At 50.0% G+C, this 20260-nt stretch carries 15 protein-coding genes; 12 read left to right on the top strand and 3 right to left on the bottom strand.

Features of this window, described 5'->3' with window-relative positions; genetic code table 11:
• The first annotated feature begins 1 nt into the window (after position 1).
• Entirely contained in the window at positions 2-634 is a 633-nt protein-coding gene (gene coaE / locus NXS08_RS02190; RefSeq protein ID WP_259136720.1) for a dephospho-CoA kinase, read from the top strand.
• Here coaE and NXS08_RS02195 read toward each other — a convergent pair.
• From NXS08_RS02195 to NXS08_RS02205, 3 genes are read right to left on the bottom strand one after another with little or no spacing between them, the layout of a single operon-like run.
• On the bottom strand, positions 564-2102 hold the full coding sequence (locus NXS08_RS02195; protein WP_259136722.1) for a M81 family metallopeptidase: 1539 nt from the start codon (positions 2100-2102) through the stop codon (positions 564-566). The two genes, coaE and NXS08_RS02195, sit on opposite strands and share 71 nt — an antisense overlap.
• A gap of 28 nt (positions 2103-2130) precedes the next feature.
• Positions 2131-3510, bottom strand: a complete 1380-nt coding sequence (locus NXS08_RS02200) for an alpha-L-fucosidase (protein WP_259136724.1) — start codon at positions 3508-3510, stop codon at positions 2131-2133.
• A 34-nt stretch (positions 3511-3544) separates the two neighbouring features.
• Entirely contained in the window at positions 3545-4735 is a 1191-nt protein-coding gene (locus NXS08_RS02205; RefSeq protein ID WP_259136727.1) for an ROK family protein, read from the bottom strand.
• A gap of 186 nt (positions 4736-4921) precedes the next feature.
• Between NXS08_RS02205 and NXS08_RS02210 the strand changes: the two genes are divergently transcribed.
• The 11 genes from NXS08_RS02210 (at position 4922) to NXS08_RS02260 (ending at position 20245) form a co-directional block, all read left to right on the top strand.
• Positions 4922-6733, top strand: coding sequence for a peptide ABC transporter substrate-binding protein (locus NXS08_RS02210; protein WP_259136729.1), 1812 nt, complete (start codon positions 4922-4924; stop codon positions 6731-6733).
• Positions 6734-6830: 97 nt separating this feature from the next.
• On the top strand, positions 6831-7787 hold the full coding sequence (locus NXS08_RS02215; RefSeq protein WP_259136732.1) for an ABC transporter permease: 957 nt from the start codon (positions 6831-6833) through the stop codon (positions 7785-7787).
• The gene (locus tag NXS08_RS02220) at positions 7787-8665 is read left to right on the top strand and encodes an ABC transporter permease (protein ID WP_259136734.1); all 879 of its coding nucleotides are present in this window, start codon (positions 7787-7789) and stop codon (positions 8663-8665) included. The genes NXS08_RS02215 and NXS08_RS02220 overlap by 1 nt, the downstream gene beginning before the upstream one ends.
• Before the next feature lie 6 nt (positions 8666-8671).
• Entirely contained in the window at positions 8672-10690 is a 2019-nt protein-coding gene (locus NXS08_RS02225; RefSeq protein WP_259136737.1) for an ABC transporter ATP-binding protein, read from the top strand.
• Positions 10691-10703: 13 nt separating this feature from the next.
• Positions 10704-11417 (top strand): copper homeostasis protein CutC, encoded by a 714-nt coding sequence (locus NXS08_RS02230; protein WP_259136739.1) that lies wholly within the window; start codon positions 10704-10706, stop codon positions 11415-11417.
• 18 nt (positions 11418-11435) lie between these two features.
• Complete coding sequence (uvrB, locus tag NXS08_RS02235; RefSeq protein ID WP_259136740.1) at positions 11436-13511, top strand: excinuclease ABC subunit UvrB; 2076 nt, start codon at positions 11436-11438, stop codon at positions 13509-13511.
• 109 nt (positions 13512-13620) lie between these two features.
• Positions 13621-14616, top strand: coding sequence for a TerC/Alx family metal homeostasis membrane protein (locus NXS08_RS02240; protein ID WP_259136742.1), 996 nt, complete (start codon positions 13621-13623; stop codon positions 14614-14616).
• A gap of 76 nt (positions 14617-14692) precedes the next feature.
• Positions 14693-17056, top strand: a complete 2364-nt coding sequence (locus tag NXS08_RS02245; RefSeq protein WP_259136743.1) for a cation-translocating P-type ATPase — start codon at positions 14693-14695, stop codon at positions 17054-17056.
• A gap of 8 nt (positions 17057-17064) precedes the next feature.
• Positions 17065-18132, top strand: a complete 1068-nt coding sequence (locus tag NXS08_RS02250; RefSeq protein ID WP_259136745.1) for a sialidase family protein — start codon at positions 17065-17067, stop codon at positions 18130-18132.
• A gap of 131 nt (positions 18133-18263) precedes the next feature.
• Positions 18264-19259, top strand: a complete 996-nt coding sequence (locus NXS08_RS02255) for a hypothetical protein (RefSeq protein WP_259136747.1) — start codon at positions 18264-18266, stop codon at positions 19257-19259.
• Positions 19260-19423: 164 nt separating this feature from the next.
• Positions 19424-20245: an alpha/beta fold hydrolase gene (locus NXS08_RS02260; protein WP_259136749.1), complete on the top strand. Its 822-nt coding sequence runs from the start codon at positions 19424-19426 to the stop codon at positions 20243-20245.
• Positions 20246-20260 lie beyond the last annotated feature (15 nt).

Consider the following 20260-nt stretch of genomic DNA (forward strand, 5'->3'; position numbering starts at 1 on the left):
AATGCAAGACAAAGCACCCGCAGATAAAGTTTGGGTTGGTTTAACCGGTGGGATTGGCGCAGGTAAAAGCACAGTGAGCCAAATGCTGGCCAAAGCTGGGGCACATATCGTTGACGCAGACGTTTTAGCTAGATACGTGGCAACCCACCAGCCCGTATTAGAAGAACTGGCCGAACACTTCGGACCTAAAATCCTTACGGACACCACGCCACCTTTACTTATGCGCTCAACCCTTGCTGATATCGTTTTTCATGACGATGAAAAACTTGAGGAACTAAACCAGATTATGCACCCTAAAATCGCAGAAGCTGCTTTAGAAGAGTTGAATAAAGTACCTGCAGGTGAAGTTGGGGTTTACGATGCCGCTATCTTAGTAGATGAAGGTCGGCCCAGTTATTTAGACCTGGTGGTGGTAGTAGTTGCCGATGAGCTGACGCGAATCGAACGCCTGGTTAATGACCGGCAGATGACTATTGCGGACGCAAAAGCGCGCGTTGCTAACCAGATCACTGATGAGCAACGCGCCCTCCACGCAGACTACGTGATTGATAACTCCGGTTCTCTTAGTGAGCTGAAGCAGCAGGTGCAACAGTTATGGGAAGCAATTCAACAGCATCCAAAACTGCGCGATTAGTATCGAAAGGTACCATCGGACGGTCTATCATCGTATGTCCTAAACGCAGGAGATCCTGATCAACCCCACCTGGAGTTAAAGCCATCTTCCAATCGCGATGCAGATTATACAGATCTGGTTCTAAGTAACCGATTTTTACAACGATAAGATCGGCTGTCTGCGGATCTAAACCTAAGGTAGTGAACTTCTCTAAGTCACCAAACTGGTTTCTTTTTTCAGTTACTACCACGTCTAAACCGGTTTCCACCAGCTCTTCATGTACTGGGCGAAATACTCTTAATACTGCTGAAGTGCCGCCTAAACTATCTTCTGCAAGCTGAGTAACTTTCGCCGGGAAAGAAACTGGACCGGGCCAACGTGGATCGATCTTTCCGCCCACGGTAAAGTTGGCAATTTGCCCCACCCCAACTTCTTCAGCAAGTTCAATTGCTTGGCGATCGTGGAGAGAAACGCAGATGGTGTGTAACTTTCCAGACATGGTGGGTTCCCATTGTAAGAGATGGTGGAGCGCATAGGTGACGTCATTTGCTCCACCGGCACCCGGATTATCCCCAGAGTCAGAGATGAAAGTGGGTCGTTGGGCGGTTTCTGCCCAGCATAGACAATTTTCCATCGTATCGACGGGGGCAACGAACTCGAACTCATCGCGCGCTTCCCAAATTTCCTGAGCCCAACCAAGGGCTAACTGACTTAACTGGTCTGCCGGTAAATCTCCGGTGATTACTACAGCAGCTTTACAGCGCGGTTGATCCGCCCAGGCAAAACCAATCCAAAACGCAGCATCTAAAACGCCTGGGAGTGACTCTAAATAGGGGATACGCGCGTAGAGGCGCTTAGCAGGTTCAATCCGAGTTGAGGTTTTTTCTCCCGGCAAAAGAATCGGGATATGAACTAAACTTTTGGCGGGTTTCCCCTGATTGCTCAACAGTCGCATGGCCAGGTTGTACATTGCGCGCCGACGTGATTCTAAAGCATCCTCATGCGGAGCCATTCGATACGTGGTGAGCAGATCACAGGCGTGAAATAAGGTTTCCGACATATTCCCGTGTAGGTCTGTGGATAAAGACACCAGTACGTCAGGGCCGATTACTTCCCGCAGTGCAGTGATTAAATCGCCCTCGGCATCTAGTAACCCAGTTACGCTCATTGCGCCGTGCACATCAAAGAAAAGCCCATCTAGAGCAGCTGCGCGGTGTAGTTTGGAAACTTCGCTTACTATTTCTGCTTTCCACGCGTCGTATACAGGACGGTCGATTACTCCGCCGGGCAGTGCGCGCGCGTGGAATACTGGTAGCCAGTCGATGGCTTGGCTCCAGGTTTCTTCAATCCAAGAGTAGCGTTGTAACATGGCTTCTTTGCGTAGCACAGTGAAGTCGTGCTCGTAAGAAAGCTGGGGAGTGAAGGTGGAAGATTCAATATGAATTCCACAGATAGCTACCCGAGGGCGCCAAATTTTCGGCAATTCCATTTTTTACTCCTTTGTATTTGCCGGTAGTTTAAGCCTGATGATTTGGAAGGTGAAGAATGATTGGAAGGTTTGAATTTGCTGGTGGCAGTTTCACTTCTTGTCCCGGGGTAATGGGAATAGGGTAAGTATTCCCCTCCCAATACCAGTAGCCGGTAGTTTCAGGGAAATCTAAGGGAACTAGAAAGTGGGAGGCAGTCCGGTCACGAATTACCACTGCCAGTCCCGCTGCCGGATGAGTTGCCGGCAGAAGCAGGTAACGTTCGTCAGTGGGAGAGGGGATGCAGGCAGGCTCCGCTAAATGTCGGATCCAGGGGCGGGAACCATAGATGAACTTTCCATAGCGTTCCATCCACTTTCCTAAACCGCGGATGAGCGTTGCTTGGCGGGGTTCTAAACTGCCGTCGGCATTGGGGCCAACATTGAGTAAGAGGTTTCCACCTTTGGAAACTACATCCGTAAAGTAAAGCAGCAGGCCTTTTAAGGTGAGGAAATCAGTATCAGCTTCATGATGATTAACGCCGAAGGATTTCCCTAATCCGCGGGTTGCTTCCCAGGGTTTTTCGATAATATTTGCCACGTGCGTGTACTCGCGAGTGAGGTAACCGTGGTAGGGAATGCCCCACCTATCATTAACAATTCCCTCTGGAGTTTTTGTAAAAAATGTCTTTAATAACTGCGAGAGACTGTACTTTGTGTTGCTTTTACCGGCGTCTGGCCAATCTATGTCATTCCACAGTAGTTCCGGTTTGAAACGGTCGATTAGCTCAGTTAGTTGAGCGGCAGCGTACCGCGCAAAAGCAGGGTCATTGCGACGGTAGGTGAAGATTTCACGATCAGATTGGATGGGAGGAAAATCTGCGCAGTGCCAGTCTAAGGCCCCTGAAAAATAGATCCCAACTTTAACGCCGGCTTCGCGGGTGAGTTTTGTGATTAGGTCAATAACGTCTAATTTGGCGCCGCGTTTAGCACTGTTGAAATCTGTTGTTTGAGTATCCCAAAGACAGAAACCATCGTGGTGTTTAGCTGTGGGGACCAGGTACTTTGCTCCGGCTGCAACTAATAGTTTCACAGTTTCTGTGAGTTTATCTGCCTGTGGGGTGAATCGGTCTGCGAAATCCTCATATGAGGTACCCACTCCGAAGGATGCTTCATGGAACTTTCGACAAGGGGAGTTTTCGATGCGATAAGTATTTGCGTACCACTCGGCGTATTGGTGGTAGGTGTAGGCATCTTCAAGGGGGATAGTTTCTCCCTGGGGTTGATATGCCCAAGCGGGAATGGAATAGAGTCCGTAGTGAATAAAAAAGCCCAACTTTGCATCTAAAAACCACTGTGGTGTCTGTGTCTTTGGGTAGCTGGTTTGGGGTATTAGATCGGGTGGGCCAATGCGGGTTTCAAAATTAACCATGATGTCTCACTTAGCGGGTAGGGAAGAGAACTAACTAATTTGTGGTGATTAAAGGGGTGTTTTGGTGGGGGAGGCTATTTCCCGGAACTGGTAGTAGCTGATTGCGGATAGCTTTATCTAAACCAATTAGCGCTGAGTACTGCCGGTGGGTGGAAAGTTCTACTTCAAGTTCTTCCGAAATCATCGAAAGGCAGGCGCTATAGAGGGCGGCGCGTACCGCGGCTTTGAATAAGCCTACTTCTGAAAGTGATCCCCCCAGAATAACTGCCTGCGGATTGAGGAAATTCACTAGGGGAGCCAGGGCTTCTCCCAGGCGGGTTCCGGCGTTGCGGATTGCTGAGGTTACCTGTGGGTCAGCCAGTTCTGCGGTTTGGACCAGTGCTTGCATATTTGGGAGAGAAACCCCTTGGGATGCTAGGAATCTGCGGATGGAGTAACCGGAGGCAATAGTTTCTAAGCAACCGACTCTGCCGCAGGCGCAGGTGAGATTGGTGGAGGGGAAAGAGAAGGTGTGGGTGATGTCTCCGCCCAGTCCGTTTCCGCCGGTGTAGGGCTTACCGTCGATTACGTAACTTGCACCGATACCTGATCCGGTTTTCACGTAGATGAAGTTTTGGTAGTTCTTTTCAGTTGCACCTACTTCGCCAAGTGCGGCGGCGCGGGCGTCATTGTCAATGTAGGCGGGGCAGTTCAGTTCTTTTGAGAGCATTTCTGCTACGGGGGCGTTATTCCAGTTGGGCATTCGTGCTGGAGAGATGATTGATTGGGTTTGCGGATTAACCGGCCCGGGGAGGGCGAGGGCGCAGGCGGTAAATTTCTTAACATTTAGGTTGGAGCTGTTAAGCATTGCTTCCCAGGTGGTAGCAATTTGGGAAAGAACTGTTTCGGGGCCATCACTTATTTCTAGGGGAATTTCTTTCGTACTAACAATATGCCCTGCCCAGTCGGTAATTGCCAGTAAAGCGTGTTTGGAACCAAGTTCACCGAGGGCGATAACGGCCCTTGGTTCAACTACTTTGAACTGAGCTGCGCGGCGCCCTCCGGTGGAGGCGGAGGTGCCCACAACGGTGATTAAGTTTTCTTCTAAAAGGGCGCGGGTGAGGTTTGAGGCGGTCGAGGCTGAAATGTCAAGGATCCGCTTAATCTCGGCGCGTGAAGTGGCTTCGCCAGTTTGGATTAGCCGATAGGCGGCTTGGAGTAGCTCAGGTTTTACGGCAGGGGACACTTGCTTAATTCCTTGTAATTGTGAGGTATAAAATTCATAAGTTATTGCAACTTATTGTAATAAGTTTAGCGTATTTTCTAAAAAGTTATCGAAAGTTATCACAAAATTGTAAAAATCCTGCTAGTCTCAAATTATCGGAAACTTGGCAGCCGATTTAAAATGCCGAATTTGAAAGGAGTTTCAAGGATGAAACGAATCAACTACGTGCGCCAAATGCTGGTTGTAGTCGCAGCTGGCGCACTCGCCACAGGCTTAGCCGCCTGCGGTGGCTCTTCTACTCCCCAAGGAGCGGCGAAACCCGATGCCGACTCTACCCAGGCTAACGGTTCTGCTTCAATTAGTGTTGCTATGAAGACACCAACCTGGATTCTGCCAATTTCTGTACCTGGTAAAACACAAGGCGAGAATGGTATTTTCCGTTCCATGCAGTGGCCCGCCTTATTCGACTTTACCCTTGAAGGAAACGCCAAGTACAATCTTGACGCAGAACGCTCAATGGCAAACGTGCCAGAGCTAAGCGAAGACGGAAAAACCTACACCATCACCCTCAAAGATCTCAAATGGTCAGATGGCACGGCCCTAACCACCCGCGACCTGGAATTTTGGTTCAACCTAATTAAGTACAACAAAGACGAATGGGCATCCTACCGGAAAGGAAACTTCCCAGATAACGTAGCCTCATTTGAAGTTGTAGACGAAAAAGTCATTAAACTAACCACTACTGAAGTTTACGCACCCGGTTTCTACATGGGGAACCAGCTAGCAGCGCTAACTCCAATGCCACACCACGTGTGGGCAAAAACAGCTGACGACGGTCAAATCACCGACGATGACCGTACCGAAGCCGGAGCCAAAGCCATTTTCCAATACCTGAAGAAAGCCTCTGAAGATCCAGCCTCCTATGGAACTAATCCCCTGTGGCAAACCGTATCCGGCCCCTGGAAACTAGCTGCATACACTCCATCAGGTGAAGTAAAACTAATGGCAAATGACGGTTACCTGGGAAGCGATAAAGCTAAAGTAAAGGAAGTCGTCTTTAAACCTTTCACCTCTGACGACTCAGAGTTCAACACGCTACGTTCCGGAGGGATCGACTACGGCTATATTCCAGCCGGTTCCATCTCAGAAAAAGGCTACATTGAATCACAGGGCTACAAAGTTTCTCCCTGGTACGGCTGGTCCATCACCTACATGCCCATGAACTTTGCTAACCCCAAAACCGGTCCCATCTTCAAACAAAAATATATCCGCCAAGCCCTCCAACAGCTTATCGATCAAGAAAGTATCTCTAAGGTAATCTGGCAAGAAATGGCTGCGCCCACCTGTGGTCCGGTTCCACAAAAACCGGGGAAAGCAGGATCGTTAGATGGATGTGCCTACGGCTTCAACCCTGAAAAAGCAAAAGAACTCTTAGAATCACACGGTTGGAAAGTAAACCCAGATGGGGTTACTACTTGTGAACGTCCCGGCACCGGAGCAAACGAATGTGGCGAAGGAATCAAAGCCGGAACTGAACTACGCTTTGTGATGATTTCACAGTCAGGCTTCACCGCAACTTCAAAGATGATGGCAGAACTCAAATCACAGTTCTCCAAGCTGGGCATCGTCCTCGAAATCCAAGAAGTACCTGACTCCGTAGCAGTTTCCCAAAAGTGTAAACCGGACACCGAATGTAACTGGGACCTTTCCTTCTTCGGCTCCCAAGCATCCTGGTACTACCCAGTTTACGCCTCCGGACAGCGTCTATTCGCTACCGATGCACCCGTGAACCTAGGTTCCTACTCAGATGCTAAAGCGGATGAACTAATCCAAAAGACACTCGTCTCAGCAGACGAATCTGCCATGCAAGAATACAACGACTACCTGGCAGAAGACCTCCCGGTACTGTGGATGCCGAACCCAGTGGCACAGGTATCAGCCTATAAAGCAGATATCAGTGGCATCGATCCACAAGAGCCAACCTTGGGTATGTACCCACAAGATTGGTCAAGAAAGTAATTATCTTATCGCACCACTTAAGGTGGGGTGGCAAAAGACCTGATAGGGAAACCCCCTAGAACTTTTGCCACCCCACCACCAGAAAGGCTAACTCCAAATGTGGCGTTACATTCTGAAACGATTAGGACAGGCAATCATCGTCATGTTCCTAGTCACCTTCCTAACCTTCCTCATCCTCCACCTACTACCCGGAGGCGCCGCGCGTTCCGCTCTTGGCAAAGAAGCCACCGAAGCGCAGATAATCGCCTACAACGCGCAAATGGGCTACGACCAGCCCTTCATCATCCAATACGGAATGTACCTGGGACGGCTATTCCAAGGGGACCTGGGCTTCTCATTCCAACAAAACCAGCCGATCGCTGACCTAATCGCCCAGCGCCTGCCCAAAACAATCGTTCTCAGCCTCCTCTCAACGGTTTTAGCAGTAGTTATCGCCGTCCCCTTAGGCGCCTTACAGGCAGTACGCCGCAACAAACCCGCCGACTACCTCATCACCGGAGTAGCCCTATTAGCATACGCAACCCCACTCTTTTTCCTGGGAATGCTGTTAATCGTACTCTTTTCACAAGTCTGGCCGATCCTCCCACCACAAGCCCCCCAAGGCTTCACAGTTGCGGAAATCTTCTCACAGTGGCAAGGCCTCATCCTCCCAGTGATAACCCTGGCGATTGTTGCTCTAGCAGCATTCACCCGTTACGTACGCTCCACAATGGTAGATAACCTAAACGAAAACTACATTCGTACCGCCCAGGCAAAAGGCCTTTCACCTGCTCGAGTAACCTTAAAACACGCCCTCGGGAACTCACTATTTCCAGTAATCACCCTACTGGGAATGTACGTGCCACACCTCTTTTCCGGGGCGCTGGTGGTGGAATCCCTCTTCAACTACCCGGGAATGGGACTAATGTTCTGGCAAGCAACCCAAACCCGCGATTTCCCAGTCCTACTGGCAGTAACCCTAATCGTCTCTTTCGCCACGGTAATCGGAGCTTTACTAGCAGACATAGCCTACGCCATGGTCGATCCTCGCGTAAGACTATCTGGAGGCAAATAATGGCATCACAAAAAACTAAAAAACGCCACGTCGGAATGGGAAGACAGGGCGTAGCCGTATTCTTTGAAAACAAACTCGCTGTCTTTGGACTCTCCCTAGTTATCTTCCTAGTCCTCTTTTCCTTCCTAGGCCCCCTCATCTACCCTTCGGAACAAGTCCACACTAACCTCTCCCAAGTACATATCGCCCCCGGAGAACAAGGGTTCATCCTGGGAACAGATGGAGTTGGATACGACCAACTGGGACGGCTTATGCTCGGCGGACAAACCTCACTTATCGTTGGACTTTCAGCCGGACTATTAGCAACGGCCTTTGGAACCATCTGGGGCGCCACCGCAGGGTTCATAGGCGGATGGGTGGACGCAGTAATGATGCGTATCGTCGATTCGCTCATGTCAATCCCCGCGCTCTTCCTCTTCATGCTAATCGCCACCATCGTTACCCCCACCATCCCCATGCTGGTACTGGTTATCTCAGCCTTCGCCTGGCTCAACCCCGCCCGTATGGTTAGAGGTGACTCCATCGCCCTACGCTCCCGCGAATTCGTAACCGCCATGCGCGGAATGGGCGGTAAACCACTGCGCGCCGTCCGCACCCACATCGTCAGAAACTCAATCGGCACTGTCATAGTAAACGCCACCTTCCAAGTAGCTGACGCCGTACTCTACGTAGCCTACCTCTCCTTCCTGGGACTGGGGGTACCACCACCGGCCGCTAACTGGGGTGGCATGCTATCCACCGGATTAAGCGAAATCTACTCCGGACGCTGGTGGCTAATTTACCCCCCAGGTATCGCCATTATCCTGTTGGTACTAGCATTCAACTTCGTAGGCGACGGACTACGCGACGCATTCGAAGTAAGACTGCGAAAGAGGTAAGGAAACATGACAACTCAACCCTTGCTATCAATCCAAGACCTCCACGTGACAATCCCACGGCGAAAAGGCCAGGTAACTCCACTCAACGGCGTAAACCTAGACGTTTACGCAGGACAAACGCTGGGAATCGTGGGTGAATCAGGTTCCGGGAAAACCATGACCGCTTTAGCAGTGATGGGGCTCTTACCCGGTAACGGATATGTTGCCAGCGGAGACATCCTCTTTGACGGCATCAACCTCACCCAAGAAAAACCAGAAACAGTACGCAAACTTCGCGGCACCCAAATGGGAATGATCTTCCAAGACCCGATGACCTCACTCAATCCCACCATGAGCATCGGGAAACAAATCGGAGAATCCCTACGCGTCCATAAAAAATACTCCCGTAAAGATGCCCGCGACGCCGCCATAGAAATCATGCGCAGAGTGGGGATGCCCCGCGCCGAAAAAATCGTTGACGACTATCCGCACCAGCTTTCAGGTGGAATGCGCCAACGCGCAATGATTGCCATGGCCCTAGTCTGCCACCCGAAACTACTGATCGCCGATGAACCAACTACCGCCTTAGACGTAACCACCCAAATGCAGATCCTGGATCTTCTCGATGAATTAAAAGAAGAATTCGGGTCAGCAGTCATCCTAGTTACCCATGACCTGGCGGTGGTATCCGGACGGGCAGATACCGTGGCAGTTATGTACGCTGGGCAGGTGATGGAACAGGCGCCCTCGGAAGAATTCTTCGCCTCCCCAGACCACCAGTACACGCGCGCCCTGCTAGCGGCCCTGCCAGAACGCGCCACCCACTCAAAAGAACGCCTCTATTCAATCCCCGGAATACCCCCAGCTCTTACTGAACCGATTAAAGGCTGTCCTTTTGCCCCGCGCTGCACTTTTGCAACCGAGCAATGCCACCGAGAAACTCCCAGCCTTTTAGGAGAAACTCATAAAGTTGCCTGTTTCCACCCCGGCGGGGAAAAACTCAAAGTTGAAACATTCGCAGACACCCAGATCGCCCTCACCGAGCAACCCATTATTTTGCAAGTCGAGGGCGTCTGCAAAGACTTTGAAGCCAGAGCCGGAAGTCTAATCCGTAAGAAAATCGGCACCGTCTCAGCAGTTAAAGACGTATCCTTTAACGTGCGCAGAGGTGAAACCTTCGGGCTGGTCGGAGAATCAGGCTGCGGAAAATCAACCCTGGGACGCGTAATAGCAGGCTTAGATGAAGCAACCAACGGAAAAATAATCATCAACGGAAAAGACCTTTCCAGCCTCACCGGAAGTGATCGCATCAAGTTTCACCGCACAGTGCAGATGATGTTCCAAGACTCTGCTGCCGCAATGGATCCCAGAATGCGAGTTGATGAAATCATCTCAGAACCAATGGCGATCCAAAAAACCGCGAAACGCAAAGAAAGGATGGAACGCACTGAAGAACTGGTAGAAAAGATAGGCTTACCGGAAAACTCACTGGAACGCTACCCGCATGAATTCTCCGGAGGACAGCTCCAAAGAATCGGACTGGCCCGCTCACTTGCTCTCAACCCAGACGTGATAGTCTGCGACGAGCCGGTCTCTGCACTGGACGTCTCAGTACAGGCCCAGGTTTTAAACCAAATGCGCGAACTACAAACCCAGTACGGACTTTCTTACCTCTTCATCAGTCACGACCTGGCAGTAGTCCGCTACATGTCTGACCGGATTGGGGTAATGTACCTGGGAACCCTAGTAGAACTGGGAGACGCAGACGATATTACCGAAAACCCCCTCCACCCCTATACCAGGGGACTCATCGACGCAGTACCGCGCATCGACGAACCAGTTCTAAATCGTGAAAAGTTCAAGATAACCGGTGAACTACCCTCTGCCATCGATCCACCAAGTGGATGTCGCTTCCGCACCAGATGTCCTTTCGCTCAGGAAATCTGCGCAACCGAAGTACCAAACCTTGAAGAAAAGGGGACCGTGGGAAGAAACGGGCAAGCCCACCAGGTAGCCTGCCATTTCCCATTACTTCCCCAAAACTAAAATGAGGCGCAAAATGACCACAATTGAAGTCTGCGTAGAAGACTTAGCCGCCGTGGCAGCTGCCTACCAAGCCGGTGCAGATCGCGTTGAACTCTGCACTCGGCTTGAGGTAGGCGGACTCACCCCACCAGATGAGTTAATCCATGCAACCATCGACCTAATCTCAGGATTACCCACCCCCTTCGGGTTAAGAATCCTGGTACGGGAAGAATACGCTAGTTTTCAACACACCCCCCAGCAGCAAGCAGCATTAATCGCGGAAGTGATTCGCCTGCGACAAAAATACGCATACACTAAAGTCCCCGTCGGGTTCGTTGTAGGCGCCCTCGACGAAACAGGGGAAATCCCCACGGAGTTTCTCACCCAAATGGTGAAAGCAGCCCAGGGGTGGCCACTGGTATTTCATCGGGGGATCGACAGCTGCCCAAACCGTGCTAAAGCCCTAAAAACCCTCAGCGAAAACGGGTTCGACGCAGTACTCACCGCCGGGGGACACCCAACCCTTGCCAACTATCAGCAACTAAAAGAAGATATTAAACAAACCAAAGGTAAACTCACCATCATTATCTCTGGGGGAATCCGCGCACACAATGCCACGGAAATCATGCAAATCACCGGCGCTGAAGAAATCCACTTTAAAGCTCCCTATGCGACAGGTGAACCCGGCACAGACCCGCAGCTGGTAACCGCAATCGTAAAGGCAATTCGGAATGCGTCCCAAACTTAAACTCAGTATGCTGAAAAGGTGAGTGAATTGTTAAGCCGGCGGCAAGCCCCCTTTGAAGTAATTTCCGAATACACGCCCTCAGGTGACCAACCTAAGGCAATCAAAGAACTAACCGAACGGATCAACGCAGGGGAACGGGACATAACCCTTCTGGGCGCAACCGGCACTGGGAAGTCAGCAACCGCAGCTTGGTTAATCGAACAGGTGCAGCGTCCCACGCTAATCATGGCACACAATAAAACTCTTGCTGCCCAGTTAGCGGCCGAACTAAGAAGCCTACTGCCCAATAACGCAGTCGAATATTTCGTATCCTACTACGACTACTATCAGCCGGAAGCCTACGTCCCCCAAACCGACACTTTCATTGAAAAAGACTCCTCAATCAACGAAGAAGTTGAACGGTTACGTCACTCAGCCACAAACTCGCTTTTAACGCGTAGAGACACAGTTGTCGTCTCTTCAGTATCGTGCATCTACGGGTTAGGTACCCCCGAAGAATACGTAGACCGCATGGTGGAAATTGAAGTCGGGTTAGAACTTGACCGCGAGCGTTTCCTACGGCAACTGGTAGCCATGCAATATACCCGCAACGATGTGGCATTTACCAGGGGAACTTTCCGCGTGCGCGGCGACACCGTGGAAATTATTCCAGTCTACGAAGAACTGGCGATTCGGATTGAATTCTTTGGTGATGAAGTTGATTCGCTGGCAGTCCTGCACCCGCTTACCGGCGATTTAATTCGCGAGGTCGATTATACTTATCTTTTCCCGGCCTCCCACTATGTGGCTGGGGAAGAACGAATGAAAAAAGCGATCGCTTCAATCCAAGCTGAATTAGATGAAAGAGTTGCCTGGTTTGAAGCCCGTAATAAACTACTTGAAGCGCAGCGTTTGCGGATGCGCACCACCTATGATTTAGAAATGCTCCGCGAAATTGGTTCCTGTGCGGGGATTGAAAACTATTCGCGTCATATTGACGACCGTGCAGCGGGCACCGCACCGCATACGCTGTTGGATTATTTCCCTGATGACTTCCTGCTCATAATCGACGAATCTCACGTTACCGTTCCCCAGATTGGTGCCATGTATGAAGGGGATATGTCACGGAAACGCACCTTAGTTGATCACGGGTTCAGGCTACCTTCGGCGATGGATAATCGCCCGCTAAAGTTTGCTGAGTTTTTAGAAAGAGTGGGGCAGACTGTCTACCTATCGGCAACTCCTGGAAAGTACGAATTGGAACGGTCCAGTGGGGTAGTGGAACAGATTATTCGCCCAACTGGACTGGTTGATCCGCTCATTAGAGTTAAACCAACAGAACACCAAATCGACGACCTATTAGCAGAAATCAGAATGAGGGTTTCCCAAAATGAGCGTGTCCTGGTAACCACACTTACCAAACGAATGGCCGAGGATTTAACAACCTACTTTGCGGAACGAGGTATCCGAGTTGAATACCTCCACTCTGATGTGGATACGTTACGACGGGTTGAGTTACTTAGGGAACTACGATTAGGAAAATTTGATGTGTTAGTCGGGATTAACCTCTTAAGAGAGGGCCTGGACTTACCGGAAGTTTCCTTAGTGGCGATTCTAGATGCGGATAAAGAAGGATTCTTGCGCTCAACGACCTCGCTGATTCAAACGATTGGCCGCGCCGCCAGAAATGTCTCCGGTGAAGTCCACATGTATGCTGATCGCGTCACTGATTCAATGGCAGTGGCAATCGCCGAAACTGAACGGCGCCGAGAAATGCAGATTGCCTACAACCAGGCCCACGGGATTGACCCGCAACCACTTAGAAAGAAGATTCAAGATGTTACTGACCTCTTAGCCCGAGAGGACATTGATACTCAGGAACTGCTTCAAGGCGGCTACCGGAAAACACCCGCAAAATCGGGTGAAACAGGTAAAAAACAGCGTGAAAAAGGTGGTAACCTGCCGGCAGCAGAAGCTGAACTGATTGATTTAATTGAAGAATTGACAGTGCAAATGCACCTTGCAGCTGAAGATCTGCAGTTCGAACTGGCAGCCAGGTTTAGAGATGAACTAAAGGAGCTGAAGCAAGAACTAAGGCAAATGCGCTCAGCTTAACAGCTTGGCTTAATGAACCTAACTTATAACTGCGGTAAAGTTAGAAAGTAGCTTAAAAAATAAAACTCAGGTTTGCTTCGATTGCAAGCCCTTAGACACGGAGAAGATTTTGGACGTACACTTGGCCGGTTGGCTCTTACTTTTCGGCCTGGTAATCACCATGATTACCGTTGATATCGTAGGACATGTGCGCACCCCGCACGCCCCAACTTTAAAGGAAGCCGCTTCTTGGACCGCTGGATACGTCACTTTAGCAGTGTCTTTCGGCTTTTTAGTCTGGTACTTTTGGAACCTTGATTATGCAACTCAGTATTGGGCGGGTTGGATTACCGAATGGTCACTGTCTTTAGACAATCTCTTTGTCTTTGTGATTATTATTGCGGCTTTTAGAGTTCCCCGTGAATACCAGCAAAAAGTACTTCTTTCCGGGATCATCATTGCCCTGGTGCTGCGCTTCTTCTTCATTCTAATCGGCGCACAACTAATCAACCAATTCTCGTTTATTTTCTACATTTTTGGCCTGTGGTTAATCTGGACAGCTTACACGCAAGTAAGAGAAGCCACTTCAGGACATAGCGTAAGTGACGAAGAATTCGTAGAGCCTCTCTTTGTTCGCTTAACTCGTAAGGTATTCCCCGTAACTGACGGTTTCCTCTCAGATAAGTTGCTTCACCGTCACGGCGCGAAAACTTACCTTACCCCCATGCTATTGGTAATCATCGCAGTTGGGTCAGCTGACCTCATGTTCGCTTTTGACTCGATTCCAGCTATCTTCGGTTTAACTTCCGAACCATACTTAGTTTTCGCTGCCAACGCATTTGCTCTGCTTGGTCTGCGCCAACTTTACTTCCTAATCGATGGGCTTTTAGAACGCCTGGTATATCTGCACTGGGGATTGGCTGCCATCCTTGGTTTCATTGGCGTGAAACTCATTCTCCACGCTATGCATGAAAACAATGTTTCGTTTATCAATAACGGGGAACCTTTTAACGTTCCAGAAATCGGAATTCCGGCTTCACTGCTATTTATCGTCAGCACATTATTAGTTACCGTAGCCGCCTCCATCTGGAAGTCCCGTTCAGACGCAGCAAAGTCTGCAGCTTAACTTAAAATACATTTCGAGGGCGCCAGCAACCTGTCTGGTCGCCCTCGAAACTATGAATCCAAAGAATCGAATTTGAATGTCTAATCTCACCACAGCACAACTGACTGGTTTAACGCACAGCGAAATCGAAACTGCACTGGCTAACGGCGCCCAAACGAACTATGTGCGGCGCACTTCCTCGCGCCCGTTATCGACCATTATCCGCGCCAACATTTTCACCCTCTTTAATGCAATTCTCACCACCGCGATGATTGTGGTTATCCTGATTGGCTCGTGGCAAGACGCCGTCTTTGCGATCGTCATGATCTCTAACGCGGTAATCGGAATTATTTCTGAAACTAAAGCTAAACGCACGCTTGACTCGCTGGCCATTTTGGAAGCCCCCCGAGCAAAGGTAATCCGTGACGGTAATGAGGAAGAAATCAGCTCAGATGAGATTCTTTTAAATGAACTGGTAGTGCTCCGCCAAGGCTCACAGGTACCCGCAGACGGAATCACTATCTCATCGCAGGCTTTAAAAATTGATGAATCGATGCTCACCGGCGAATCTGTTGCGGTACGTAAAAGCTCTGACGACCAGGTGCTTTCTGGAACCGTAGTAGTCGCCGGGGAAGGTATTATTCGCACCACCGCCATTGGCAAAGATGCGTACGCGCAGCAGCTCACTGAAGAAGCTAAGAAATTCAAAAAAGCTCACTCAGAAATCGTTGCGGGAATCAATGTCATTTTGAAAGTAATCTCTTGGGCGATTGTTCCTATAGTTGCTCTGCTAGTTTGGTCACAGTTAAATAATGGGGAAAGTGACTGGCGTGGCGCCCTCATTCTCGCAATCGCCGGTGTAGTGGGAATGATTCCCCAAGGGCTGGTTCTGCTCACCTCACTTAACTTCGCTCTGGCAGCGGCTGGGTTAGCCCGCCAAAAAGTACTGATTCAAGAACTTAACGCGGTGGAGGTACTGGCTCGGGTAGACCGTCTGTGCGTTGATAAAACCGGTACTTTAACTTCTGGGGCTATCACCGGAAGAGAGATTATTGAACTCACCTGCGAAGCTGAAGCCCAGGCGTATCAGGCTCTTTCAGCTTTGGTGGGAGACGCTGCTAATGAAACTGCGGTTGCCACCTTAAAACTATTAGAAAGTAGTCCGCTCACCGACGGTGAACTGATTCCTTTTGACTCCACCCGGAAGTGGTCTGCTTTCACCCAAGCAGAGCAAACTTGGTATTTCGGAGCTCCTGAAATTGTGGCGGCCACAGCCAGCAACAGTGAGGAAGTACTGCGACAAGTTAATGAACTGGCACAAACCGGTGCTCGCGTTCTGTGCTTGGCAAAAGCAACTGAGGGACAGTTGGATATTGATAATCCGGTATTCCTCACGGGACTAAAAGCTATCCTTTTGGTGGTTCTTGAAGAAGAAATTCGCCCAGATGCTGCCGATACTATGGCTTACTTCCTCAGACAAAAAGTGCAGATTAAAGTTATCTCCGGCGATAACCCCACTACCGTAGGTGCGATTGCCAAAAGAGTAGGGGTTAAGGTTGAGGGCGACATTAAAGTCATGGACGCGCGGGAGCTTGCCCCTGAAATCCTCACCGGTGACATGAGTAAACTGGCTGAAATAATGGCCGAATATGATGTGTTTGGGCGGGTTACTCCAGAGGTTAAACGAGCCATGGTACACGCTCTCCAACACCATAAGCATACGGTGGCGATGACCGGTGACGGGGTTAATGACGTTTTAGCGTTAAAGGACGCCGACCTGGGGATTGCGATGGGTTCCGGCGCGCAGGCTACCAAAGCAGTTGCGAAAGTAGTTTTAGTTGACGGTAAGTTCGCGAAGCTACCCGCAGTGGTGGCTGAGGGCCGCAGAATTATCGCAAATATGGAAAGAGTCTCTTCACTATTCCTAACTAAAACTACCTATTCAGCGCTTTTAGCTATTATCGTTTCCGTGATGGCTTGGAAGTACCCATTCCTGCCACGCCACCTCACTATTATCGGCAGTTTAACGATTGGGATTCCCTCATTCTTCTTAGCGATGGAACCTAACTTCCGGATTTACCGTCCGGGCTTCTTGGAAAGAACCCTCTGGCTGGCCATCCCCTCTGGGGTTACCTTAGCTTTAGCCGGTCTGGTTGGCTATCGTCTATTTGAAGCTAACCCGGAAATGGCATCTTCAGTGGCAGCCCTGACAGTAGTTGCCGGGGGACTCTATATGCTTTCAGTAATGTCACGTCCCCTCACAGTGTGGCGTGCATTTTTGCTGCTGGCAATGGCGACGATGGGCGTGCTGATTTTGCTAGTTCCCGCCCTCCGGGTATTTTTCGCTCTACAGTGGCCAAGTTTGCTGGGCTGGGGCTTCGTATTAGGAGGATTCCTAACGATCGCTCTGATTCTTGAAGGGGTGGCCTACAACTATCGGCGCAGATTCGGAAAATACTAGGCAGTAAAATGCAGCTTTTAGATTCGCAAGAGGTTGTTACCGTCACGCAAATGCGGCGGTTGCTTCCCAACGCCCTCGAAACCAGAGTCCCAGCGCTAACTGCTTTCGCAGATGGAAATCTGCTGGTCGCCTTTGACACCCGTCTGGCTCCCACCGATTCTGATTGGGAAGCAGTTGGGGGAGCGATGGCTGCTGACCTGCCAAATCCAAACTCGCTGGGTCTAGTGCGCGGCAGCGTCAAAGGAAACGAATTGGTCTTTTCCGCACCAAAAATTTGGAAGCAGGGGAGCACGCAGCCGAAAACAGGTTTTTCCGATCCCTGTATTCTTTCTGCTGGCAATCGGGTGGTGGTTGTCTACGCTAAGAGTACTGACGTGGGTTTTGCCGGTTCACGCGGTTACCGCGGGCAGGAGGCTCGAAACACTTTATTCATTGAAGTTGCGGTTTCTGATGATCGCGGTGAAACCTGGTCTTATGCGGATACCAGTGCAACTGTCTACGGTGATTATGCGGGTGTTTTTGCCACTTCTGGACATGGAGTAGTTATTTCCTACGAGTTTGGAGATACCTGGGTTGTTCCGCTGGTGGCGCGCCGGTTTGATGGCAGTACTACCCATTTGACGATGCGGAGCGCAGACCGCGGTTTAAGTTGGGTGGTGGGTGAGCCAACTGGTGCCGATATGGATGAAACTGCCTATGGGCTGTTAGACGGCAAACTGGTTCTTAGTGCGCGCCGGACTTCTGCTTTTAAATCAGGTGAGTTGGGGCGTTACACAGCAGTTTCCGAGGACGGTGGTTTAACCTGGTCTGTTCCGCAGTGGGATGATTCCTTACCAGCCGCCGCCTGTAATGCTAGCTTGCTTAGCGTTGATAGGGGATTATTGTTTGCCTATAGTGGAGCGGGGAGAAAAGGCGGTTTTTTGGCGTTAAAGTCGAAACTATCTGCCCCGTGGGAAGAAATCGGGTGTTTCACTACCGGTCCGTGCGGATATGTTGAAACTGCCTGGGTAGCTGGAAAATTACTGGTTCTCTACGAGGTTCCTACGGGGATCCGAGCAAGTTTATTGGCTTTGTAAATTTTCACAATATTTTCTTTGTACTTTCTTTACAAAGCCGGGTGCACTAAGATGTTTAGTGAATCAGACCGGCTACATAAAATCTAAATTTGTTTATGCTTAGTCGTTGATATTAAGGAAAAGAGAAGTATATGACGACTCCAGAAAATACTCCGCAACCAGCTGAAGGTCAGCCAACTCCACCAAATGTGCCCAGTCAGCCAGAAGTAGCTCCAACTTGGGATGGCGCTGCGCCAGCTAGCTTTGAACCATTTGCAGCACCGATGCAGGCTACTCCTGAAACTCCGCAGATGCCAGCTAATGCTATGCCGGGAGAATACCCTCAGGGACAAGTCCCACCAGTAGCACCGCAAGCGCCAGCCTATGGGCAGCCAGTCCCACAGCCAGGTGCTCCAATACCAGCATTGGGAATGCCTCAAGGTGCTCCCCAACCAGCTGGTCCTTCCTTTTCAGAACAGATGAACGCTGCAGTTAATTCCGAAAAGTTAGCTCCCTACAGGAATATTTTCACTAACCTGTGGAAGGGTGATACCGGCGCATCTATTGATGAGGGCGATCGTAATTCGAAACTATGGATTCCAGCTCTGTCAGTAGTAACTGTTTTCAGCGCCTTTGTTTACACATTCTTTATTAGCCGTATGGCCGGACAGGTAGGGTCCTTCCTTTTCGGCGGATATCCTCGCCTAAATGACCGTTTCTCCAGCTACCTTGGGTTGCCCGCCGATAAGTTCTTTGCCCTACTTTTCGGGATGATCATCATGTTCGGGATCGGTTTAGCGCTGCGTGCAGTGGCCCTTACAGTAGCAGCCAAGTTACGGCAAAAGACCTATAGCTTCACTCGAGCTGCGAATCTGCTGGCAGTGGCCTATCTTCCATCCTTGATGATGATCAGCTTAGTTTTCGTATTCGCTCTAATGCCAGGTACTTTGATGATTCGCATTGCCAGCCTAATGCTCTTTGTCCTCTTCCTACCAATGTTGTTGATGAGCGAACTGATTATCTACGTTGGTTTCAACCGGCAAAATGGATTCGCAAAATCCGTTCTAGTTCCTCACGTAATGCTCACCGGAGCATCGATGGTTCTGCTGCTGGTTATCATGACTATCCTCAGGTCGATTGTTGACTGATCACTAACCAAAATAAATCGCAGGTGCAAAGCACCTGCGATTTTTAATTGGATAAGAATAAAAATCAGCTAAACCCCGATTTATCCGGTGAAAATAATGACTTCGGTTCGGTAACATTAAGTAACTGCGAGGAAATTTAGTAACTGTGAGGAAAGAGAAGACACATGAACCGATTAAATCTAAATGTCTTTGGTAAAGCATCTGAAGAAGTAGTTCCCTTAGTTCTCATCCACGCATTGGGCACCGATAGTTCCTCATTCAAACAGGTAATCGCCGCGCTTAACTACCCGTGGACGATTACGGTAGATCTGCCTGGTCACGGTAAATCTGCACCCCTTTCAACCTTAAAACCTTCCTCTCCTGAAGTAGTTTTCACCGCGATTTTAGAAAACCTAGAAGCAATTGGCGTGCAGCAGTTCCACCTAGCCGGAATATCAATTGGGGGAATGCTCAGCTGGTACGGGCTGACGCATTATCCGGCGCAGGTGCTTTCGGCCACGGTGCTCTGCGCCGGTCCAGCAAATCTACCAGCCACCCAGTGGGAAGAAAGAGCCAGGAAAGTACGTGCAAGCGGAGTAGCACATTTAGTTGAACCAACTATGGAACGATGGTTCACCCCGGAAATGTTCCGCAACCGCCCTCGGGAAATTGAATGGATTAAAGAAACCTATCGTAACTGTAACCCAGAAGGCTACGCACAGTGCTGTGAAGTCCTTGCCAACTTGGACCTACGCGAAAAGGAACTACCAGCGGGACGCAACTTCACTTTGGCAGCGGCTGAACACGACGGAGGTTTCCCCCCTGAAACAGGGCAGAGCGTATTCCAATCCATCTGTGACAGACACCAAAGTCCACAAGTCGAAAGTGGCGTTGCCACCGCCAGTGGGAAGCTTCACTTCCAGGTGATTAAAGGAGCTGCCCATCAAGCTGCCGTGGAGCAACCCCAGCAGGTAGCTGAAATCATTAAACTAGCTTTAGGGAACTAAGCGAACGGGGCAACA

Origin of the sequence: Gleimia sp. 6138-11-ORH1, from assembly GCF_024814355.1 — a bacterium.
Lineage (GTDB): Bacteria > Actinomycetota > Actinomycetes > Actinomycetales > Actinomycetaceae > Gleimia.